The organism is Bacillus sp. V33-4 (genome assembly GCF_002860225.1).
GTDB classification, from domain to species: domain Bacteria; phylum Bacillota; class Bacilli; order Bacillales; family Cytobacillaceae; genus Bacillus_BJ; species Bacillus_BJ canaveralius.
The window spans coordinates 12083-35612 of the sequence record NZ_PGVC01000059.1; the positions used below are offsets into that span (position 1 = coordinate 12083).

25 protein-coding genes and 1 riboswitch are annotated in these 23530 nt (G+C 38.2%); of the genes, 22 read left to right on the top strand and 3 right to left on the bottom strand.

Annotation, left to right across the window (positions count from 1 at the left end; translation table 11 throughout):
- Positions 1-4 precede the first annotated feature (4 nt).
- From CVD23_RS18875 to CVD23_RS18975, 22 genes are all read left to right on the top strand, one after another.
- Positions 5-823, top strand: a complete 819-nt coding sequence (locus CVD23_RS18875; protein WP_101666841.1) for a 6-carboxytetrahydropterin synthase — start codon at positions 5-7, stop codon at positions 821-823.
- Between the two features lie 3 nt (positions 824-826).
- Positions 827-1528, top strand: a complete 702-nt coding sequence (locus CVD23_RS22100; protein ID WP_180955728.1) for an SDR family oxidoreductase — start codon at positions 827-829, stop codon at positions 1526-1528.
- Between the two features lie 13 nt (positions 1529-1541).
- Positions 1542-2507, top strand: a complete 966-nt coding sequence (locus CVD23_RS22105) for an ATP-binding protein (RefSeq protein ID WP_180955729.1) — start codon at positions 1542-1544, stop codon at positions 2505-2507.
- Positions 2500-3537, top strand: coding sequence for an alpha/beta hydrolase (locus CVD23_RS18885; RefSeq protein ID WP_257988598.1), 1038 nt, complete (start codon positions 2500-2502; stop codon positions 3535-3537). The genes CVD23_RS22105 and CVD23_RS18885 overlap by 8 nt, the downstream gene beginning before the upstream one ends.
- Before the next feature lie 3 nt (positions 3538-3540).
- Positions 3541-3771, top strand: a complete 231-nt coding sequence (locus CVD23_RS18890) for an acyl carrier protein (protein WP_101577028.1) — start codon at positions 3541-3543, stop codon at positions 3769-3771.
- A 3-nt stretch (positions 3772-3774) separates the two neighbouring features.
- Positions 3775-5247 (top strand): class I adenylate-forming enzyme family protein, encoded by a 1473-nt coding sequence (locus tag CVD23_RS18895; RefSeq protein ID WP_101577027.1) that lies wholly within the window; start codon positions 3775-3777, stop codon positions 5245-5247.
- Positions 5248-5278: 31 nt separating this feature from the next.
- On the top strand, positions 5279-6847 hold the full coding sequence (locus CVD23_RS18900; RefSeq protein ID WP_101577026.1) for a HAMP domain-containing protein: 1569 nt from the start codon (positions 5279-5281) through the stop codon (positions 6845-6847).
- A 15-nt stretch (positions 6848-6862) separates the two neighbouring features.
- Positions 6863-7180 (top strand): STAS domain-containing protein, encoded by a 318-nt coding sequence (locus tag CVD23_RS18905; RefSeq protein ID WP_101666843.1) that lies wholly within the window; start codon positions 6863-6865, stop codon positions 7178-7180.
- 21 nt (positions 7181-7201) lie between these two features.
- Entirely contained in the window at positions 7202-8053 is an 852-nt protein-coding gene (locus tag CVD23_RS18910; protein WP_101666860.1) for a PP2C family protein-serine/threonine phosphatase, read from the top strand.
- Between the two features lie 8 nt (positions 8054-8061).
- The gene (locus CVD23_RS18915; protein WP_101666844.1) at positions 8062-10137 is read left to right on the top strand and encodes a FapA family protein; all 2076 of its coding nucleotides are present in this window, start codon (positions 8062-8064) and stop codon (positions 10135-10137) included.
- A gap of 5 nt (positions 10138-10142) precedes the next feature.
- A complete protein-coding gene (locus CVD23_RS18920; RefSeq protein ID WP_101666845.1) occupies positions 10143-10457 on the top strand; it encodes an STAS domain-containing protein in 315 nt (104 codons plus the stop codon).
- A 61-nt stretch (positions 10458-10518) separates the two neighbouring features.
- Positions 10519-11271, top strand: a complete 753-nt coding sequence (locus tag CVD23_RS18925) for a LytR/AlgR family response regulator transcription factor (protein ID WP_101666846.1) — start codon at positions 10519-10521, stop codon at positions 11269-11271.
- 407 nt (positions 11272-11678) lie between these two features.
- A complete protein-coding gene (locus tag CVD23_RS18930; RefSeq protein WP_101577021.1) occupies positions 11679-12014 on the top strand; it encodes an ArsR/SmtB family transcription factor in 336 nt (111 codons plus the stop codon).
- 230 nt (positions 12015-12244) lie between these two features.
- Positions 12245-13168, top strand: coding sequence for a cation diffusion facilitator family transporter (locus CVD23_RS18935; protein ID WP_101666847.1), 924 nt, complete (start codon positions 12245-12247; stop codon positions 13166-13168).
- A 203-nt stretch (positions 13169-13371) separates the two neighbouring features.
- Positions 13372-13647: a hypothetical protein gene (locus tag CVD23_RS18940; protein ID WP_101577019.1), complete on the top strand. Its 276-nt coding sequence runs from the start codon at positions 13372-13374 to the stop codon at positions 13645-13647.
- Between the two features lie 209 nt (positions 13648-13856).
- The gene (locus CVD23_RS18945; protein ID WP_257988599.1) at positions 13857-14555 is read left to right on the top strand and encodes a TerC family protein; all 699 of its coding nucleotides are present in this window, start codon (positions 13857-13859) and stop codon (positions 14553-14555) included.
- Positions 14556-14819: 264 nt separating this feature from the next.
- A riboswitch (cyclic di-GMP riboswitch) is annotated at positions 14820-14904 on the top strand.
- 181 nt (positions 14905-15085) lie between these two features.
- Complete coding sequence (locus CVD23_RS18950; RefSeq protein ID WP_101577018.1) at positions 15086-15304, top strand: hypothetical protein; 219 nt, start codon at positions 15086-15088, stop codon at positions 15302-15304.
- A gap of 46 nt (positions 15305-15350) precedes the next feature.
- Positions 15351-15557 carry a YkvS family protein gene (locus CVD23_RS18955; RefSeq protein WP_257988600.1) on the top strand — a complete coding sequence of 69 codons (207 nt, stop codon included), beginning with the start codon at positions 15351-15353 and terminating at the stop codon, positions 15555-15557.
- Positions 15558-15603: 46 nt separating this feature from the next.
- A complete protein-coding gene (locus CVD23_RS18960; protein WP_101666848.1) occupies positions 15604-15981 on the top strand; it encodes a hypothetical protein in 378 nt (125 codons plus the stop codon).
- Between the two features lie 261 nt (positions 15982-16242).
- On the top strand, positions 16243-16695 hold the full coding sequence (locus CVD23_RS18965; RefSeq protein WP_101577015.1) for a chemotaxis protein CheX: 453 nt from the start codon (positions 16243-16245) through the stop codon (positions 16693-16695).
- A 106-nt stretch (positions 16696-16801) separates the two neighbouring features.
- Positions 16802-17158 (top strand): response regulator, encoded by a 357-nt coding sequence (locus tag CVD23_RS18970; protein ID WP_101577014.1) that lies wholly within the window; start codon positions 16802-16804, stop codon positions 17156-17158.
- A gap of 38 nt (positions 17159-17196) precedes the next feature.
- Entirely contained in the window at positions 17197-18318 is a 1122-nt protein-coding gene (locus tag CVD23_RS18975; RefSeq protein ID WP_101666849.1) for a phosphatidylglycerol lysyltransferase domain-containing protein, read from the top strand.
- 605 nt (positions 18319-18923) lie between these two features.
- Here the strand turns inward: CVD23_RS18975 and CVD23_RS18980 are convergent.
- From CVD23_RS18980 to CVD23_RS18990, 3 genes are read right to left on the bottom strand one after another with little or no spacing between them, the layout of a single operon-like run.
- The gene (locus CVD23_RS18980) at positions 18924-20081 is read right to left on the bottom strand and encodes an MGDG synthase family glycosyltransferase (protein WP_180955730.1); all 1158 of its coding nucleotides are present in this window, start codon (positions 20079-20081) and stop codon (positions 18924-18926) included.
- The gene (locus tag CVD23_RS18985) at positions 20078-22381 is read right to left on the bottom strand and encodes an ABC transporter permease (RefSeq protein WP_101666851.1); all 2304 of its coding nucleotides are present in this window, start codon (positions 22379-22381) and stop codon (positions 20078-20080) included. The genes CVD23_RS18980 and CVD23_RS18985 overlap by 4 nt, the downstream gene beginning before the upstream one ends.
- Positions 22378-23076, bottom strand: a complete 699-nt coding sequence (locus CVD23_RS18990) for an ABC transporter ATP-binding protein (protein WP_101577010.1) — start codon at positions 23074-23076, stop codon at positions 22378-22380. The genes CVD23_RS18985 and CVD23_RS18990 overlap by 4 nt, the downstream gene beginning before the upstream one ends.
- Positions 23077-23530: the final 454 nt, after the last annotated feature.

Consider the following 23530-nt stretch of genomic DNA (forward strand, 5'->3'; position numbering starts at 1 on the left):
TGACATGCTCTATCTTTCAAGGAAATTATATTTTTCAGCCGCTCATTCCTATCGCATCGATGACTGGACTGAAGAGCAAAACAGAAAAATGTTCGGTCCCTGCAGTAATTCTAACGGACATGGCCATGACTATACCATGGAAGTAATGGTTAGAGGCGAATTAAATGATAAATCCGGAATCGTTGTGAATATTACAGATATCGATACAGCCGTTAAGTCTTTTGTTCAAATTGAGTTGGACGGCAAATTCTTGAATAAAGAAAACAATTACTTTAAAAAACATATTCCAACAACAGAAAATATCGTTTCTTACATATGGGATTCTCTCATTGACAAGATAGATAACTGTGATCTTCACAAAATCCGTTTATATGAAAATGATTTTCTATACTCAGAGAAAGAGGATAACGAGATGGTCCGATTAACTAGAAAATATCACTTTTGCACAGCACATCGTTTACATAGCGATCAACTAAGTGAGGAAAAAAACCTGAGCTTATTTGGAAAGTGTAATAATCCATATGGTCATGGACATAATTACTATTTGGAAGTGACTGTTAGCGGCGTGCCAGATCCAATCACTGGAATGATCGCCAACATTGCAGATATAGATAAAACGGTAGAAGAAGAAATTATCAATAGATTTGACCATAAACATTTAAATCTCGATACAGAAGAATTTAAAGAATTAAATCCAACATCGGAAAATGTCGCAGTAGTAACTTGGAATTTGCTTGCCCCTAAAATCAATAATCTCTACAAAATTGGCCTATATGAAACTGAAAAAAATTACTTTGAATATTTCGGAACAGAAAAGGGATAAGCGATGGTAGAAAATAATCAACTCACAGGCAAAACCATTGTTATTACTGGCTCTAGTAAAGGAATAGGGAAAGCAACAGCATTTTTATTAGAACAATCCGGTGCAAATCTTGTGTTAGGCAGTCGCAGCAATCAACGATCAATACGGGGAAATGTATTCGAAATCCCGTTAGATGTAAGCAGTGAACAATCGGTTCAAACCTTTTATGAAAGTGCGATACAACATTTTGGGACAGTTGACATATTGATTAATAGCGCTGGCGTGGGGATGTTTGATAGTATTATTGATTCTTCTACAAATGATTTTGAACAAATGCTATCGGTTAATTTACGTGGTACCTATCTGACATGCAAATATTTTGGAAAACATATGACGGAGCAGGGAAAAGGCCATATTTTAAATTTGATTTCTATTGCCGGGACAACAGCTTTGCCTGGATGCGGAGGATATTCTGCTTCAAAATTTGGAGTGCTTGGCTTAACTCGGGTTCTGCAGGCAGAACTTCGCCGACAAGGTGTCCAAGTTACTGCTGTGCTCCCAGGCTCAGTCAGCAGTTCATTTTGGGAAAACATTGAGCCAACCCCCGATTTGGCGCAGATGATTCCTGTTGAGACGGTGGCGAAACACCTTCTTTACTTATTAAATCAACCATCAGGAGCGGTTGTTGATGAAATCACGATAATGCCGCCAAATGGAATTCTTTGAGGGGGAGTTGCGATTGAGGCGGTTATTCAATATCATCAAAAATTCTTCTGAAGAGGATCTGCCTGTCAAATCTCAGCCACTCGATTTATCTTACCCAGAACTGGAACTGATGACAAAAAGGGGTTTTCTTGCACGAAAAATTTGTCATTATATTGGACTCACTCCGGAAATAGGCGATGCAGTATTCAACCGCTCCTTGGCGGGATTAAATCCACAATATTCTGATGTCAACAACAACCAAACCGAACTAATCCTGGAGCTTAGTCACACGATGCTCAATTGGGACAAACAGCATTTAGATATTCCACAACAAATCATCAATCTTGATATAAAAATGGATTTACAAAACGCAATGTTGAAAGCATATGAGATCCATAAACAAGATGTATTCACGTCTACATCACAACATACGGAACATAAGCATGTGGTTTCTTTCGACGAACAAGAAAACAATGAGTGGGAGGTTTATCGAGACGTGATTTATGCTGCCACGCAAGGGCAGTTTTTACTGATTTCATATGAAGAAGTCAACAAATACACAGAAGGAACCGTACTACTCAACACGGAGATAAAAAACCGTTCTGATATACCAGTCTCTCGCAATCAAGCAAAAGATACACTTGAACAAAAGGGCTTCAGTAAATCGAAGATTATGAGCTGGATCTTGGTTTTATCAGAAGCTATTACAAACACGATTAAACATGCTGAAGAAGGTAAATTGACGATAATCGAAGATGAAAAAAACAATGAAATACGCTTCGTTATTGAAGATAAAGGACCTGGTTTTGCGCTGAAAGAATTACCTAAAAATACGTTGCTAGCAGGGTACTCATCAAAAAAATCAATGGGCCAGGGGTTTACCCTGATGATGAAAATGGCTAGACAGGTCCTTTTGTTTACTTCTTCAAAGGGATCCACAATTATATTAATTTTTGATTCCAGTAAGGACAAGGTGGGAGAGATACATGCTATTGGCTAAAACAACAATCGATAAAACTCTGCTGACTGCCAATTTATTTGACGGGTTTTGGGATAGATGGATTGTGCACGGAGTAGAAAAACAAGATATTGAGACATTGCGCTCTTCTTATTTAACCAAAGATATATGGGTGGATGGTTGGCGAAAACTTGCGGACAAGAAGTTTTTAGAGGCGGAAAAACTGGCGCAGAACGATTCCTTTACTGAAGCAGAAATGAAGTTTCGGGCAGCAGGACTTTATTATCAACTGATGCAATGGCTCATTCCTGAGCGGAAGACGGAAAAAATAGGCTGGTTGAATGTTAGTTTGAGTGCTTTTGAAAAAGCGGACAAACTATCTCAAATCAAAACAAAATATGTTCAGCTTCCGATTGGAGAACAACATTGTTTTGGAAGACTCCGTATTCCGGACGAGCCTGCAGGTGTTGTCATTATCATTAACCCGTTGGATTCAACGAAAGAGGAATTATTTACTTACGAGCTTGACTTCATAAGTAAAGGATATATAGTAGTCAGTTTTGATGGACCAGGACAGGGACAAACATTCACTTTTGAAGGGTTGCGGGGCACAACTAAGCGTTGGGAAGCATTTATTGATGACGTGATAGACTTTTCTTCAAACACATTCCCGAACCTGCCAATCAACCTATTTGGCACTAGTTCAGGCGCAGCATGGGCGTTATATGGAAGTTGCAATCCGAAAGTAAATAAAACAGTGGCTGTGTCCCCTGCGTTTATCGGCGAAGCAATTACATTACCAGATTATTTTGTTGAGCGAACCCGTTTTGTTTTAAAAGAGGAAAAAGCTTTACCAGCTTTTGAACTGTTGCCATTTCGAAATCCTGTTATGCTATTTCATGGAAAACAAGATGTAATGGTGTCCGACAGTAATATTTATCACTTGTACGAGCAACTACCTCAGGGTAAACGCTTGGTTGAATACGAAGAAGAAGGGCATTGTTGCAATTATAAACTAGCTGAAATTCGTGAAAAATCAATGAAATGGTTTGCAACTGAGAAGGAGGTTTAATAGATGAGTTATGAAGATTTTCGTCATTTTATATCGGATGTTCTAAATCTTCCATTGGAAAAGATCGAAAAGAATTCTTCGCTCCGTGATGATTTAAATGTTGACTCATTACAATTGGTCAATCTGATCGTGGAAGTTTCCTCTAAATACGGAATTGATTACCCACGGATACAGAGTAATGAAGATTTTAGAACAGTCGGGAATCTATATCAAATGATAATGAGGGAGATTTAATTCATGAACAATTTTTATGAATGGATATTTGAACAAGAACTAGATTTGAATAAAACGATATTATCCACCCAGAGCGTTGATTATACATATTTGAATATCCATAATGATGTCAATCGATATGTAGATTTGTTGAAGCCATTAGGTGAAATCAAGAATAAAAAAGTAGCTGTCATTGTACCAAAGGTAGATAGTTTCATATCGATAGTCCTTGCGATTAGTAAATTAGGAGGCATCATCATTCCGTTAAGTCCCCTGCTAAGAAAAGATGACTTACTCGCAGTTTTAGATTTTTCAGATCCGCATATCGTATTTACAGTAAAAAATCACCAGGGCTTTCATTTAGCAGCAGCTGTAAATTCGTGGGCTGATTCAAGTGGTAAAGAAACGCACATTTTTGAATCTGATGACAATCTTTCCTGGGAAATAAACACGATTTTTGGAGAAACACGCCCCTTGGAAAATGAGGGTATTCACATTATTGGATGCACTTCTGGAAGTACAGGTACACCAAAGGGGATTGTATGTGACATGAATCTTGTCAGAACCGCAGATCTATCGTACCGTTTCGTGAATGAAATTTCCGAAGAAGATGATGTGTTTATCATGGCTCCTGCGTCTGGATTATTTGGGCTTTGCTGGTTGTTGTCAAGCCTGCATTCCCAATATCACATCGTCATGACAGAGTCTTTTAGTTTTCCAGACATTATAAAGTTGGTTGAAGAAAAACCGTGTCGAAAATTAATTACCACTCCTTCGTTATTTAGAGCATTGGACTTATTCTGTAAAAGTTCCGGAAGTTCAGCATTAGAGCCATTGGAGTTGATCACCCTGGCTGGTGAAGCGATTTCAGATGATTTTATTGCTTCCGTTTCAAACACAAGAAGCTTGATGAGAGGATTTTATGGGTTTTCAGAATTAGGCTGCATCATGTATACGGAAAAAGATATACGGGAGGGTCTAAATTGGTCTCTCGTTCCTAATGTTGAGTATAAAGCGGTGGCACAATCAGATGACGGGATCGGAGAACTTCTTTTTAAAAATGGAAATGAGTTCTTGGGTTATTATAAACGCCCCGACCTGACAGCAGAAGTTTACTCAGATAATTGGTTTTACTCAGGAGATTTAGCAAAGGTAACAGTTGATGGGAAAATCGAAATTATCGGCCGAAAGAAAGACATGATTAAAAAAGGCGGGCAACAAGTTATACCGGGTGAAATTGAAAGGTTTCTAAACAGTCATCCAAGTGTACAAAAATCTGTTGTTGTTGGAGTACCCCATTCTGTATACGGGGAGCAAATTGTAGCTTACATTGTCAAAGATCAAGATGATATCGATGTCAAGGAACTAATCAATTATTGCCATGCAAATATTGCAAGATATAAGGTACCTGACCAAATTAAGTTTATAGACGAAATTCCGATCGTTCAGGGGAAGACCGATAAAGTATCACTTCGTAAATTAGCTTTAACAAAATAAAACATTAATGATAAAGAGGAGTTTCCTTGTAATGAAACAAACGTCACTACGCAAACAACTGTTGACCCGGATTTTATCCGTCCTTATCTTGATTACCGTCCTATCTGGTGGAATACAGTTATACTTTATGGATAAACAAATTGATTATGAAATAGACACCCAATCATCATTGATAGCTGATAGTATAAACCAGGGGATAGAAGAAACAGATTTAGCAGCGAAAAGTATTGAACACCAAATTGATTTGAAAATGTTTGGTTATGCTAAACATATTGGTGATATGTTGGGTAAGGAAAAGGCTGAAGATATTACAACTGAAGAACTTATCCAAATAAAAGAAAAGTTAAATCTCTCGGGATTAACTATTTTTACAAGAGTAGACAATGATATTGTGGCTGTAAAAGCTACAGACCAAAAAGAAATAGGGTTTAGTACAAAGAATTTTGGTGAAATCGTCTATCAAGCATCGGATGATATGTTGAACGGCAAAGATCCGACCGTGCCTGGTGCCTATACGGAGAAAGGTTTGCTGGTTCTGCCTATCATGATGTCCGGGACTTATGAAGACCAACCTTTATTTTTTAAGTATGCTTACTACCATCCGGAAGGAACGGATTATTTTGTAAATCCGTATATTGAAGCGAATGAAGTATATCAATTCACGCAAGACATAGGACCCGATTCCTGGATTGAAACAATGGTCAAAGAGAATTCCTTTATCAAAGAAATTGCTGTCTTAGATCCTAAAGTGTTTGAAAACCCGGAATTGGCGGAACAATATTGGCCTCCAATGAAAAAAGTGGTTCATGGTCATTTTAAGTTTGAAACAAAGAAAGATATTCAATTGCTTAAGAATTTAGCGAATTATCCAGAAAAACACAGTTATGTTCAAAACATTAAGGGTGAAAAAGTTTTAAAACTTTTTATACCGATAAAAAATAATCAAGTGATCTATATCGCCCTCGATTATGCAGAAATGACGGATCCTCTCTACCGTCACTCGATCATTCTGTTTGTTACAGGATTAGTATCGTTGCTCGGTCTTTTCTTATTATCATTTGGATTTTTCAATCGTATCTATGAAAATATTCAAAAAATCATTCAGCAAATTAAGCTGCTGGAAGCGGGAGATTTAACAGCAAAAAGTGAAGTGAATGACAGAAGTGAATTGGAGCAGCTATCTCATAGTACGAATCGAATGGCAGAGAGACTAAATAAACTCATCAAAGATACTCAAGAGCAAGCAACCAAAACACAGCGTCTTTCAATCCTGCTGGAAGCTGAAGCATCTCAATCCATTGAAAAAATGTATGGATTGTCAACGGAAGCAACAATGAAATCAAGGGATCAATTGTATGAAATTACATCATTTATGGATGAAATTGTAGAGATACTTGATTCATTTAAAGATAATCCGAAAGTGAAATATATCCTTGATCGCTTAGATGCGATGAGAGAAGTAGCAAATGACCGTACAGCTGCGACAACAGACGTCACGATTACTCTTTCTGACTTGCTGCAATCTCTGCATGGACAATCAAGTGAACTATCCGATATATCTAATAAACTGCTTGATTATATGGCAAAATTCAAATTGTAACGAGGAGGCATTGTGATGTCTTTAAGTGTTAAAAAGGAAATACAGGGCTCAAAAGTGATCTTGAAAATTAACGGCGTGTTGGATATATCAACAACCAGGATTATTAATCCTTATTTAGAGGGCCTTGAAGATATAGAAGCATTGGTTTTGGATCTTAGTGAATTAGAATTTATCGATTCAACAGGCATTGGCTCGATCATGAGTGCGATCTATTTATCAGATGAAAAAAAGTTCAAATTAATACTTCAAGGCATGGATGAATTGACAGATGAAGTTTTTGAGACAGTTGGATTATACAAAATTTTAGAAGTCTATCAAGGGGAGGTCGTTTAGTTGTTTTTAAATCACCTTTCGATGTCTCATCAAGCATCATCAGTGAAAGATAAACCAGAGAATGATGGTGTTTCCATGGATAAAACGTTACAAAGAGAGATCAATATGGCACGGAATATACAAGCTAAATTGCTGAATGGTCCAACTCCTCAATTAAGTGGGGGAGAGCTAAAAGGCTCCTCCCTTCCTGCCAGATTAATTGGCGGAGATTACTATGATTTTTACCCACTGGTGAATGGGAAGATTCGAATTGTTATCGGAGATGTGATGGGGAAAGGGATTCCAGCTGCGATGCTAATGATCTTAACGCGCGGCGCCTTTCGCAGTGCATCGGAGAGTACAAAAGGGCCGGGGGAAACACTAACTGCCATGAATACAGCTCTTTGTAATGATCTGCGTTCACTAAGGTCGTTTGTAACATTATTTTGTGCAGATTGGGACCCTAACACAAAAACACTTACATATGCAAGTGCTGGGCATAGCATGCCGCTTCATATAAAAGGAAAAGAAAAAGTGATTGAGGAATTGCCTAAAGTATCCGGAATTATGGTCGGCGGACTCCCAAACCATATTTATGTCGAAGAATCAATCCAGTTAAAAGACAATGATACAGTTTTCTTCTACACCGATGGTATTGTTGAAGCGACCGATACGAATAATGAACAATACAAAAAAGAACGCCTGGTTGAAACTTTGTTCAAGAATATGGACGAAGGGGTGGCGGCACTTGAACAGTCCATCATGGATTCACTTGAAGAGTTTACACAGGGAACCCCGCAAAGGGACGATATAACAATGGTTTCTTTAAGAATTCAAGAGGAAAAAAGTGATATTTCTAGCTTTAATTCTCCCGTTATAAATACAGAGGAGTAGATCACACAATGCCACAAACAATCATTTCAAAAGGAAAAGATGTCATTGAAGCCATTAACCTTGGTTTGGATATTTTAAATGCCACCCGTGAGGATGTATCGATAGAAATCATCCAGCAGGAGACAAAGTCTTTTTTTCGGTCAAAACCTGCGGTTGTAAAACTAACACATACCAAGACTGAAAAAATGGACGCAGAAACATCCGCTGAGCCAAATATTGAGGATATGATTGACCAGCTCGACCCGCCTGCAAATAATGTAGTTAATAATGAAACAAACAATGACGTTGTTCCGTTTCAAGAAGAAGCAATGAGTGCCAATGCAGGCAAGGTGTGGGTAAAGGGAGGGAGAATTTTTGGCCAACCTTCCAACTTGACCTATCCAACCATTTCGGTCGCGAAAGGAATCGATCTATATAAGAACAAAGAAAAGGTTGACGGAATTGGGGTTGTGACCGGCAATGATTTATATGAAGTGAAATTGGACGAAGAATATAGGGAAACAAAATGGCATATTGAATTCGATAAGACGAAGTTAAACGTTAAGCTACATATTGAACCGGGAGCTAAAATCACCCGAACCCTTAAGGACGTGGAACCAAGCCATCACATTGAACTGCACGCAGAGGAGTCTATAGAAATCCAAAATACATTAACTTACAAAGATGTGGTGGACAAGCTTGACTCGCTAAGGGTGGTTCATGGATTTATCCATAATGCCATTATGTCAGCTGTCGAAGCCAAAGACATTGGAGATTACATTATCGCAGCTGGTACTGAACCGAAGGAAGGAAAAAATGGTTCCGTACAACTGGTCATCGAAGATAAAGAGATTTTAAAGGGTCCGAAAGAAAGAGAAGACGGAACCGTTGATTTTCGAGAACTTAAACATATACCGATGGTAAACCAGGGACAGGTTATTGCGATCATCCATCCTCCTGTTCCAGGTATTCCAGGCAACACAGTAACAAATGAGCCGATCCCTGCTAAACAGACTGCCCCCATCCTTGTACAAACGGGTTATGGTACAGCCCTGATCGAAAATGAAACAAAGATTGTCGCGACAGAAACAGGCAGACCAAAAATAGACCATAAAGGACAATTAGTAAAGGTTAGTATTGTGCAAAAGATGGTTCATCATGGAGATGTCAATATGTCAACAGGAAACCTGCGGTTTAAAGGGGATATTGATGTATTGGGCTCTGTTGAGGAAAATATGAGAGTAGAAGCAGATGGAGTAATAAACGTAAATAATAACGCTAATAGGGCAATAATTACGTCGAAAAATTCGATTATCATCAATCAAAATGTGATCGGCAGTACGTTATCGGCAGGAAAAACGAACATCCTGGTCTCGCAAATTGTGCATTTATTAACTGTTATTGAACCGGATCTTAAAAAATTCATGCTTTCTATTGATCAATTATTAGCCGTGCCGGCGTTTAAAATATCAGATCATTCTAAAAGCGGTTTGCATCCGTTAATTAGAATATTATTAGAGAAAAAGTATCAAAATTTAACTGCAGCAACCAAGGAATATATTGAGCTGTGCAACAGTGGAAACAACAATCTTGATTCGGAGTTTCACAATTTAGCAGAATCTTTACGGCTATGCTTGCTTGCTTCAGTGCCTAATGCATGGCATTCCAAGGATTACTTAAATAAACAATATGACAATATTCAAAATATTATTGAAGAGTACAAGGTATCAGAAAAAGATCATTGCTTTATTGAACTGAAATATACATTAAACAGCTTTATTTATTGCAGTGGAGACGTGACCATAAAAGGCCAGGGGTGCTATAATTCAAAAATACATTGTGGAGGCGAGCTTCAAATAAAGGGCGTCCTGCGCGGCGGGGAAGTACATGCCGGGCTCGGAGCTTCTGTGAAAGAGGTCGGTTCAGACGGTGGAGTGACAAGCCTGATTGCTGTTCCGAGTGATCAGAAAATCAAAATTGGGATAGCCAGAGAAGGAACGACCATTCAAATTGGAAAAGTAAAGCATACTTTTATGGAAGACCAGCAACGTATAGAAGCAGCTTTAGATGAAAACAATAGAATTGTTTTGAATAAAGGGGAATAAATCAGATGTTTACATTTAACATTAACCGGGAAAATGATGAGAATGCTGTTATTTACTTTCTTGGAGATCTAGATATTGAAGTAACTGAAATGATGGATCAAGAAATTTTTCCATCTTTACAATCTTTTAAGACAATTGATATAAACCTTGCTGATGTTCCATTCGTCGATTCGACAGGAATTGGATTGCTCATCAATTTAATTGATACATTAAAAAAAGACGAAGTTGCTATAACTATTTCTGATGTAGCTCCACAAGTGAGAGACATCTTTGAAATTATTCAATTGCCTGATATTCTGGGACCCGATATTTTTAAGTAACTCATCGCTTTGCTTAAGTAATGGTATGGATGTTTTTAAGATGCTGTAGGGGGATTTTGACATGAACCAATTTAGTATCGTAATTGCAGATGATGACGCAACAGCCAGAGAGATTCTAAATCACTATATTGAATTGGTTCCTGATTTTAGGATCATTGGAGAAGCACCCAACGGAACAGAATTAATTCCGTTAGTATTAACAAAAAAACCGGATATTATAATAGTTGATATAGATATGCCTGGTTTAAATGGTTTGGATGCAGTTAAATCACTGAAAGAACTTTTCCCAAGCTTAGCTGTTATTTTTACAACCGGTCACACAGAGTTTGCGGTAGATGCGTTTGACATCTCAGCAACGGATTACGTGATAAAGCCAATAGATACAACACGATTTTTTAAAGCTCTTGAGAAGGCCAAAAAATTAGTGCAAATGCAAAAAGACGTTTCAACAATGACAAATGACTCAAAGAAAACGTTAACAGTTAGAACGATGAACGCTCACCTATATTTACCGGTCGATGATATATTATTTGTTGAAAAGGAAGGAAGAAAAACGGTTATATATACAGGTTATGATCGGTTTGAAACAAACGAATCGCTGCAGGAACTTGAAGTTCGATTACAACCTGTCTTTTTTAAAACACATCGTTCCTTCCTGGTTAATTTGGAAAAAATCATCAAAATAGAAGTAATGGGTGAGTCCTACATTGCTCATTTTTCGAATTTCAATAAAACCGCCCATATCTCAAAACTAAAGATCCAGGAGGTTCAAAATTATTTCAAACAGATTTTACAAGACGATGAAACTCCTTAATTGTGTTTTTAGTGCCGTTTATTGCAACTCATTTAACATTCATTGCTATGAATAACGATGGGTTGTTTTTTTTGTTCATCAACAGCACTTGCATTGATGGCAGAAGAACTGCAGGATATGTTGAAGAAATTTAAAATATAAGAAACTAAAAAGTGCGTTGCCTAAGATTTAGGCAACGCACTTTTTCGAAAGGCCCAGTAGTGTTATCATTCTTAATGACTGTTCTATTTGTTGTTCAAGCTATCTGTCTCTAATAGCATTCAATAATAAATGAGGGCAAAAACGTGAAAAATTTGTTATTCCCATGCTGATGCCACAATCATTGCTGCAGCGTGTTCCGCTGAACATCAACAGCAGCGGTTTTCTATGTTATAATAATTGGCAAAAGAATTCCGCCGAGGTGGACCATGGAAAGATCCGAAAAAAGTGAAATAAACAACGAGCGTTTTGAAGATTCTTTAGATGAAGAAACATTATTTATTGTTTCTCAAACTTTCAAAGCCTTATCAGACCCTACAAGAATAAAAATTCTTCATTTGTTGTACCAAAAACAGCATGCCGTTAATGAAATAGCTGAAAACCTGAACATGCTCCAGTCTGCCGTTTCACATCAATTAAGATTTCTTAAAAATTTGCGACTGGTGAAGTCCCGCCGGGAAGGTACCACGATGATTTACTCATGTAATGACGAGCACGTTATGAATGTCTTAAAGCAAACGATTGATCACGCACGACATCATTAATCATATTAACAGCCCTTAGAGAAGCTTTTCAGTTAAGCTTTTCTTTTTTATGCTTTTCTATTCAGTGGTTAAAGCTTTTTTGTTCAAACGATACGCTGTTAAAACGCTAAGGATCAAGGGGGATAATGCGAAAAGAATTGTGGTATTGTACAAAAAACAGTTGCGATAAAATCGGGATTGCATATATAATATATATGAGCATATACTCATATATAGAAAGAAGGGTTCTTATGGGTCACCACCATGGCCATTCTCACGGACACGGACATTCTCATGGGCAGACAAAAAATAAAAAAGCTTTATTTTTATCTTTTTTATTAATCGCAACCTTCATGTTTGTTGAGGTAATTGGCGGAATTTTAACGAATAGCCTCGCTTTACTTTCGGATGCAGGTCACATGCTTAGCGATGCAGCGGCACTGGGATTAAGCTTTTTTGCCATAAAACTAGGTGAAAGGCAGGCAACCAGAACCAAGTCATTCGGGTATAGACGATTTGAGATCATTGCAGCTGCCTTAAATGGGTTAACTCTGATTCTTATTTCGCTCTATATTTTTAATGAAGCAATTCAAAGATTTCTTGATCCTCCTGAAGTGCAAAGCTTAGGGATGTTAACCATCGCATTTACTGGATTATTGGTAAACATAGTAGCTGCATGGATACTAATGAGAGCTGATAAAGATGAAAACTTAAACGTGAGAAGTGCCTTTCTTCATGTAATAGGTGACATGGTCGGTTCGGTTGGAGCTATCGTCGCTGCACTGCTCATCTATTTCCTTGGATGGGGGATTGCCGACCCGATTGCCAGCGTCATTGTTGCGGTTCTTGTTCTTGTTAGCGGTTGGAGAGTGATGAAAGACTCTATACATGTATTGATGGAAGGGACACCAATACAGATTGAAGCAGAAAAAGTAAAAGCCACTTTATTAACTATTCCTAATGTCAATCAAGTTCATGATTTGCATATATGGTCGATCACTTCAGGGATGCCGATGCTCAGCTGCCACATTGCCATTGATGCAGACGGTGTCCATGATACGGTTTTGCTCCAGGCACAGTCGATCCTCCATGATGATTTTGGAATCGAACACAGCACGTTACAGGTTGAAAACGAAGAAACAGGCTGTCCAAATCATCATGGAAGTTGTAATTAAATCATTCTAAGGGGCACTCAACGTCAGTTTACATGACTTTATGGGGTGACCCCTTTTACGGGTTAAAATGGATTCAGCTCTAACTTGAGATATTTTTGAAGATTAATTAACAAGCATTCGTAAAAAGAATAATTAGCCTCTCAGTAAGTAAACCCTATCACTGTGTGAAAAAATGTAGCGAAAAATGAAAAGGAGCGAACAATATGCAATATCAATTGGGTGATACTTTTATTACAAAGGAAGACCTTGAATTAAATAACGGTGTTGTCAAAAAGGGGTCCACTGGCGTAATCGATGAAATCCAATCGGATCATGATTATGATGATGGTGGACAGCCCGTACCGTACCGGATTTGGTTTAGTCATTTCAATCACTACAAAGTGAATGACACGAATGATCCAAATCCAAGGGAAACCTATTATTGGTTTAATGACAGGGACATTGAACAATATATGGAAAAGGTCGTAAATCTCCATTAAAATACGAATGGCTAAAACAATAGATATAATTACCAAAACCGGCATACAGTTGAACTGTAGCCGGTTTTAGCTTTCACTACATCACCTTTTATAAAATATGTACGATCTACCGATAAACCAACCTGAGAATGTTCTTTCGAAATTTCGGTTTAAAATGTTGAAATAGATAAAAACTAGGGCAGTAGAACTTATCACAATTTGTCAGGGGGATGACAGTGGAATTCTTGGGAATGGAACTATCAACACTTATAAAAGTCATAGGTGTAGATCTGATCTTAAGCGGAGATAATGCAATCGTTATTGCGCTGGCCGCTCGAAATGTACCACCCGAACATCGGAGAAAAGCGATATTTTGGGGTACACTGGGCGCGATCATTTTACGGTTAATTTTCGCTGCAATTATTGTCTGGTTATTGGGAATACCTTTTATATCTTTCATTGGTGGACTCTTATTGCTTCAGATTGCTTATAAGTTGCTAGCCGGAAAAGAAAAAGAACACAAAGCCGGTGGCGCAACAGTGGCAGCGGCTGTGAGAACGATCATTATCGCAGATGCCGTAATGTCCCTTGACAATGTCTTGGCATTAGCGGGTGTCGCACATGGATTCGTCCCGATTTTGGTTGGTATTTTAATTTCTATTCCAATCATTGTTTGGGGCAGCCAGCTATTATTGCGCGTAATGGAAAAATTCCCGTTCATCATTTATGCTGGTGCCGGGCTGTTGGCATATACTGCGGGAGAAATGATGATTGAAGACGAAACAATAGAAGCATTTCTTCATTCTGTCGTTCCCGGCTTAGTCGACGAGATCCACACGTGGCTTCCAATTGTCTTAGTCATTTTAGTGGTAGGTGTTGGGTATTTTAGAAGAAGGGACAATCTTCTCAAAACTACTGATGTTATTTAAATATGTTTACATAGCGTCAGTGCGAAAAAAGGACTGACACAGTTGTTTATTGACAGACTGTCGGGAAATTGGTAGAAGTAATTGATTCCCGAACAGGATTAACGAAAAAATAGAAGGTCGGATTGAGTTTTGTAAGGATATTCCGGCGAAATTTAATTATCATATAAATGAATCCTAAGGCATGAGTATAATTACCTATTTTTGTTATAAAATGGCGAAAAATGTTGAAATTTCCCTTCTAAAGTTTTACTATCATATTAATCAAATGTAAAACGGCAAACTTGTTGAAAGACAAGGACGCAAAGCCACGAGTCTAAGGTCATCGTACTAGGATAGTCGGGTTGCCAAAAAGTTCGGGAAAAATCATCGGTAAATGGTGCTTGAAAACCATTTATACAACAAGTCCACCAACTTTTTCGGTGGATTTTTTTGTATAAAAATTTAAGCGAGGCTTACGGGTACAATTATTCAATTTACGTAACTTCTTAGTTTTAAAGCTTAAAGAATCATAGGTGAGGAAGCGATGATAAATGGAGTTAATTAATTGTATTCAATGTCATGAAATATTTGTACATTCCGGAACAGCCGAACAGCTTTGCGCTAAATGCGCCCAACAGGAGAGCGTATTACTTCGCGAAGTAAAACATTATTTAAGACGTAAACCAAAAGCAACGATCCTGGAAATACAAGAGGATTTAAATATCCCTTCAAATATCGTTATACGCTGGAAAAAAGAAAATCGGATTTGAATTTATGAATGCAACATTAACACATAAAAAAGGGAGAGAGTTAGTGGTGGAAAGAATAAAATCGGGAAAAGCGAAGAAAGGCGACACGATTCTTTTTGAACGAAAAGATACTTCATGTGAAGGCGAAGTGTTTCTTGTCAGGGAAAACAGTGTACTGGTTGAAATTTCACGGGAAGCTGCCCGAATTTTTGGATACGAGACTCCAAATACAGTGGTGGGACATGGGAATTATATGATTATTAAGAAAGTATAGTCAAGCCAAAGTAGCCAGGTTAACAAGAAATAGAGGAGAAGAGATCATGCAGCTTTCTGAGTTAATTTCGAAAATAAATAAAAGTGTAGAGGATCTGGATCTTATTTCAACAAGAAAGCTTATCGAAGCCAACATAACAATTCTTAATCAGAATAAAAATCTCCTGAAAAGTAATGCCAGGGAATTACTCGAATTCTTAACTAATAGTTTGGATAATGAAGATAAACCACTGACACGCCAGGAATTGGGGGCTATCAATTCAATAAACGCTTACGCCTCAAGATTTGACGTGAGAGGGCTGAAGATTAGTATAAAGGATAAAGCGCAATTGCTGTTGCGCAAAGATGTCATTCTTTACCTGAATTCTGATGCTAAAATTTTATTAGAGGGACTAGGAGCTATAACAAAAGACGACCAGCAATGAGGTCGTTTTTTTTATGGGGATTTTTCTTTCTATTATTTTCATGAGGAAACAGCTGTAGCTGCCCAATCTCTTGCCCAGCTGGCAGAGGAGCTGAACCAGTCGGTATCCGGTTTTAAAGTGAACTAAATATGATAGAATAATAGATAGTTGACCCCAATCCGATGAATGAAGGATTGGGGTTGCCTAATTGAATAGAGGTAGTGTATTGTCGATAGCTCTATATGAGCGTCAAATATTTATTAATTGGAGGAAATACACAGAATGAATCTTACACAATCCCAGCCGGTTTCCATACTTATGGATGGTATGCTTTCGTCATTAGACCATGTCGTTCCCGTCCCCTATGAAAAAGGAAGCCCGCAAAGTCTGGAAAACTATCTAAACCTTCAATTTGGTGTGTTAATCGGACTTACAGGTGATCTGAAAGGAAAGATTATTTATAAAGGTGATCAGGAGTTATTCGGTTCACTTGGAGAAGCCATGTATGGGATGCCGATGGAGGGAGAGATGTTGAAATCTTTTGCCGGTGAACTTGGTAATATGATCTCAGGAGGGTTATGCGCAAACGTATTTCAACAGGGAATTTCACTGGATATCACATCTCCGACGATCATGGAAGGGGATTCCAAAATATCAGGTTTTAAGAAGGGAATCCAGTTTGTTGTTACTTTTAAAGAAAAGGGGAATCTCATCATTTATTTTTTACTCGATTGATGTGATTGTCCAAGAAATGAACGCGATAACACGATTTTTATTTTTTCACAAAATGCAGAAAATGAAAGAACTATAATATATAATAGAAAGAGGTTTTTACTTTTTTATGGCAAAAGTCTTAATAACGGATGATGCAGCATTTATGAGATTGTTACTAAAAGATATGATTATTAAAGCAGGACATGAAGTTGTTGGTGAGGCTGAAAACGGACTGGTGGCCGTTGAAAAATATAAAGAGCTTCAACCGGACCTCGTGACAATGGATATTACAATGCCGGAAATGGACGGCGTTCATGCAGTGAAAGAAATTAAAAAAATCGACCCTAATGCCAAAATCATTATGTGCTCGGCAATGGGGCAGCAGGATATGGTGGTCGAAGCCATTCAGGCAGGTGCGAGAGAGTTCATTGTCAAGCCCTTTTCAAGTGAACGAATTGAAGAGGCATTAAGCAAATTATTGTAAAAGAATGACTTTGGAAATTTAGCTTTACGGAGGGACATATGCTCCTTGTTTACTCTTTGTCATTATTATTTTTAATTACTGTCTATCTCTTCGTTAAAGAGAATCGAGTTATCGGGTCAGTTCAAAATGAAACGGACTTGAATGAAATTTGGACGTTTCTAGAAAAATATGGTGGTAATCATACCTCTCATTTAAGCTTTTTAAATGACAAATTGTTTTATTGGGCGAAAAATGAACAAGTTTTGCTTACTTATCAAAAGGTAGGCAAAACTTGCGTCGTTTTAGGGGACCCGGTTGGGAAAGAATCATTCATAAAAGACGCAATAAAGGAATTTAAACAATTTTGTTACCGGTCAGGTAATGAGCCGGTTTTTTATCATGTTTCTCCACGTTTTTTAGATGATTATATACAAAAGGGATACCATTCGGTTAAGGTTGGCGAAGAAGCGAGAATTCGCATACCGGAGTTTTCGACGGTCGGGAAAAAGAAAACGCGGCTTCGAACGCCGATCAATAAATTCGAACGGAACGGTTACCGTTTTTCTGTTTTATTTCCGCCGCATTCAGCACTGTTAAAAAATGAGTTAAAAGCCGTATCGGATTCCTGGCTCGGCAATCGGAAAGAAAAGGGGTTTTCGGTCGGTTTTTTTTGCGAAAATTATCTTGCCCGTTTTCCGCTGGCTATTGTTGCGGGTCCAGATGGCAAAATCATTGCTTTTGCGACGCTTGCATGTAACCAGCAACTGAAGAATCGGACAATTACGATCGATTTAATGCGCTACTTGCAGGACAGCCCGTCCGGAACGATGGATTTTCTGTTTGTATCAATATTTAACTGGTGTAAGGAACAGGGCTATGAGTGGTGCAGCCTGGGAATGTCGCCACTAGCCAATTTAGGAGAATCAGAGAGGTTTAACTTGGCCGAGTTGATCGGACAGTTCATCTATAAAAGAGGCAATTACTTGTACAATTTTAAAGGGCTCTATGAATATAAAAATAAATTCGAACCGCTGTGGGAATCACGGTATCTTGTATATAAAAAACATACCCTGCCAATTATATTTGTTCAGATTACCCTGTTGATTCACCGCAAGCACAAGGCTGACATCAAAGAGGCTGCGGTCACTTATTTGAAACGGAGAATCAGAAGGGCGGGGTGAGGGATGGCAATCTTCATATGATCGAAGAATACGACATTGGCGGCAATCCAAGAGATGAGGGACTTCTCCCAAGCTCACTTGCCTAATTTTGTCCTTCATCGCCTGGATGAAGGACTTTTCCTTATCTGACGTACCTAATTTTGTTCTTCATCACCTGGATGAGGGACTTTTCCCAAGCTCATTCACCTAATTTTTCCTACGGCATACTCCTGTATATCTAGACAACTTCATTCGTTTTTCGGTTTAGCTTGTTACTTTGTGAAATTGACTTGTGTGTTAAGAAATCGTAAATTATTTCAAATAAATGTTTCTTGTTAAAGTATTAAAACGAATTCGCCGCAAAGCCATATCTTCAGTTACATGTAAAATATTTAGGGTATAAGTAACGACCAACTAAAAAACAATTACAATTATGATGGTTTCATACCGATAAAAGAAAGAAGACGTCGGTTCAGTAGTTAACATCTACAAGGCAAATAAAATCCAACAGAGAGTTGATAATACATGCACAATTTCATTTCAATCGTCCAATTTGTTTACTCATGGCTTTACATTGTCGTGTTTGGGATTGGAACGGTTTTTATATTCTTCCATATCTTTAAAAATTAGTTCTCAATATTACCATAGAGCTGATAAAATACGGTATCTATATACGTAATGTGTCCCGGTTTGTCTTCATTCAAGATCGTTTTTTCGATAAAATGGCAAACTTCAGCAGTTGTGCTTAATTCCAGCTCGCTTAAATACGCTTGTGTAGCTTTATGTTTTTTAAACACGGCAGGCTGATTTTGCAGGAAGGTAAAAATTTGCTCTTCCATTGGCAAATTAGTATCAAAAAGAAAAACCAGGTCATTTGCTTTTAAATATTCGACGTTTTTTTCCTCCTGCCCGGGCAGTACACTGTGCAGAAAAATAGGAAGCCGTTTTCGCAACGCTTCGCTGATTGTTACACCGCCTGGCTTAGTGACGATCACGTCTGCCCAATCATATAATTCATTCATTTTTGCACTGTTTGTAATGTAAGAATAGGGTGTAACGTCAGGGTTTTTTTGCTTTTTTAGGCTTCTATAAAGGGGTAAGTTTGTTCCGCATAAAACCCTGTACTCAGCAGAATACGAGTCAAACTTTGACATGTTTAATAACCCAAGATTTCCCCCAGCGATCAAAATACAAAGCTGCTCATTAAATGCTTTTCTCTTACTCCTCGATTTAATCTCGTTATTGACGAGGATTCCCGTAATTTTAATTTTTTCTGATGGTATCCCCGATTCCTCAAATTTAGTTTTTATATGGCGTGAAGGGACGAGGTGCCAGTCCGTTTCATTTAAATCCCACAAGCTATTTATAAAAAAATCAGTATAAATATTGATTACAGGTGTTGAGATGACTCCGTATTTCTTGAGCTTGCCTACTAGAAAGGACGAAAAGCTGTGCGTGCACACAATCAGATCCGGCTGTTCCCTCAACAAAAGCTCCTCCATCTTTTCTAAACAGAACGATTCATAAACTCTCTGAATAAGTTTTGAATTTTGGCTAAAGAAGCCTTTGTAAAATCTGCTGTAAAAAGCAGGCGCTTTTTTAATCCAGTTCAGATAGAGGTGAGAAATTCCTTTTTCAAGCGCTGGGCTCATAAAGCTTAGAAAATCGACCTTTTTGCATTGTATTGACGGATATTCCTCCGTAAAGGAATCGATCAGTGCTGATGAAACCTTATGATGTCCAGATTCCATTTTAAATAGAGGTAAAAACAGTATCTTTTTCATTGTCCCCCTCCAAGTTTCTCGGTAATAAGTTCTTTGACTGGCAGTCGTGCCGCTTTTTGTGCTGGAACGACACTGGCTATCACACCCAGACATAAAGAGAGTGCAAGCCATAAGCCAAACCCCCACGGCGAAAATTGCGATTGCAGCTGGGAATGAATCAGCGATTCCCCAATACTTTTATTTAAGATTTTTTGGATCGGATACGATAATGCAACGGAAATGAACCAGGAGATGATAGCAATGAAAAGTCCTTCACCTATAAACAGTTGGAAGATTTTCAAGTCGGAACCCCCGATAGCACGAATGATCCCGATCTCTTGTTTTCTTTCAAGAACATTTCCACTCATAACCGTAATTAAATTCATTATTCCAACCGCCGTGAAAAGAATGCCCGTAAATAAAAGTGAATAGACGACAAGCGAAATAATCTCATGTGGTCTTTTGTTCATGTGATTAACGGTATCAAACGATTCAATGGCAATGTGATGATCACTAAACTGCTGTTCAATATTGCTGATCGTTTTGGAGTTTCCATGGGAATTCATTTTTACCATCACCTTGTTAGGCTGCTGTTCACTTATCCAATCATGATAATCGCCGGCGCCGATATAAATAGCAGGACCATTTAAATGGCTCTTCACGATACCGCCAACTGTCCAATTTTTGACTTGATTTCCTATCTTTAATGAAATCCGGCTACCGGGTTGAATGTTTCCTGCCATTGTTTGAAAGTCCTTGTTCACAACAATATGGTTTTTGGGCAAGCTACTTAGCCATAATCCTTTCGTTACTGCCGGGGTTAGCATATTGCTCTCTCTTGGAACCGCAAGCAAAAGAGTGCTGCTTGCCGTAGTTTTATTAGGGAGAATCGCTTCTGCATTTCTGCCTGTCCAACTTTCAGCTTGAAGGACTCCATCTGTTTGATTGACCAGCTCAGTAACCTGCTCGCTGCTTAAATTTGTTCTTATACTCCATTCCGCATCGTGCTGCCAAAAGCTCTGGATTTCTTTGAGTGTGCTTACCATCGAATTATTCAGGGCCATGCAGGAAATGATAATAGCCCCTCCGAAAGCAAGGATCAGAATATTAGTCAAAAGCTGAACCTTTCTACTGACAGCGTTCCGTACCGATAGACAGAAGAAGCGAAAACCCGTAGCTTTTCTTCCCCCTTTTTTGCGAAATTCTTTGCTGCCATATAGTAATCCTTGGATAATTGGAATTCTAAGAACGATGTATATTGGTACAAAAGCAGATACAAATGGAATTAAAAACGCGAGAACAACGATAAGAACCAGGATATCCGTTGAATAATAAAATTCAAATTCTCCGATGTTTAGGGATTTAATAAGATATTCCGAAAAATAATAGGAGAATCCAGCACTGGGTAGGATCGTCAATAAAAAAATGCTTGACCCCATAAATCCTAAGGTAACAATGTATTCATTCCACAAATGCTTTCTCTCTGCACCCAGGACCTTTAAAATGCTCATGTCATGGATCTTCTCCGTTGTCAGGCGATAGAAAAAGTGAACCACTAGGATGATTCCCAAGATCAGTGCCAGTACCCCGAGGATGATCAACAGACTGAATACCGTGTCCGTCATCTGTTCTCTAAGCAGTAATGACTGTTTCGTAAATTCACTGCGATATACGGTAATGCCTTGCGAGTTTAATAGTTTCTTAGTATTTTCAATAATGGCTGAGCCGTTTTGTTGATCATCCCCTGATTTAACAGTAATTTGAATGACGTTTTTGTCAGAAGACAAATCCAGTGTCTCCAGAGACGCAGGGGATAAAAAAGCGCGTCCAAACCCGCTGAACTTGGTTGGAATAAAAGTATAATCGGTTATTTCTCCTGCCACTGGCAGATTCGCTTCCTTGTTTTCCGGCAATTTGACCGGAACGATATCCCCTTTTTCTAGATCATAAAAGTCCATCGTCGTTTTCTCTAAAAAAATCCCGGGTGTATGATTGTTTCCTGGTAAAGCTATTAACTCAAAATTCCTTAGAGATCCGTTGATTTCAAGGCGGACCCTCGACTTAAAGCGTGCTTCAGCATCGTTAATTCCATCTATCTTTGTTAAATCGGGAAGTTCTTGTTGAAATACGTTTGTGTACAAAGATATGACGGAATCCTGCTGTCTGTCTGTATCGGCCACTGTCCTGCTAAACAGCTCTTTCGTATTAAGGAGAGTCGCTACTGTACTTAAGCAGATTGATATAGAAATAATAATGAAGAAAATACGGGCTCTGCTGTTTCTTATATCTCTCCAGGCTTTCCGCATGTAAACAGCATTCATGCCTGACCAACTTTTTTGTCAACGATATGATCTTCGGAAACATATCCATCCTTTACAATAAAGGAGCGGGATACCCTATGGGAGAAATCATGATCGTGGGTGACCATCACAATTGTTTTGCCTTGTTCTGATAGATTTTTAAAAAGGGAGAAGATATGCTCAGCATTCTCAGAATCCAGGTTTCCAGTCGGCTCATCAGCGACGATTAGAGGAGGGTCATTGGCTAAAGCCCTGGCTATTGCACATCTTTGCTTTTCTCCGCCTGATACAGAATCAGGAAAAAGGTAAGCTTTTTGTAAAAGTCCAACACTTTCGAGAAGCTTCAGTGCCCGTTCTTTTCTTTTTTTTCGGCTCAGGGAGCGGGAAAACTCCATTGGAAGCATGACATTTTCAAAGAGTGTAAGAGTCTGAAGCAGGAAGAAAGATTGAAAGACAATCCCCGTTTCCCGGCTTCGCCACTTCGTCAGCCATTTTTCAGGAAAGCTCGAAATCGTTTTTCCTGCAATGCTAATAGTTCCTTCTGTAGGAGTATCGATACCCGATAGTACATGTAATAAAGTTGACTTCCCGCTGCCTGATTTACCGATGACCGCGACAAACTCCCCCTTATTAATCGAAAGGCAAACATCCTTCAAGGCCCAGAACTGGTCATCTCCATTCCCATATACTTTTGAAACGTTTTGCAATTCTATCATGATACCAGAACTCCTTAGTAAACATTCTTATAGTATTTGTAATAACACGTTACTTTTAAGTAAGCAAATTCGTCAGTACTCGTATATGTATTCTTATATGAGGATAATTTCATAAGAATCCTATTATCTATCATTAAAAGCATAATGTTTTATAAAAAGAATAGGGGCTTTATAAGGAATTATTCCTATAAACAGTTCCAGTTTATTACAATATCTAATCAATATCGTTTATTTTTGAGGCGATTTATATCGTTTTTACCGATCTGAGTAGAGAATTTCAAAAGAAAAAATTTTTTATAACTTTTTTAAAAATGTCAAAATGAGAAAATGTAAATGAAATGTAAAAATTATTATGCACCACTTCACCTTAATAAAGCAAACCTTACAAACAGGGATATAGGAATATATAGGAAATACAATTTTAAACATTAAAGTTATGTTACAAAAATAATAG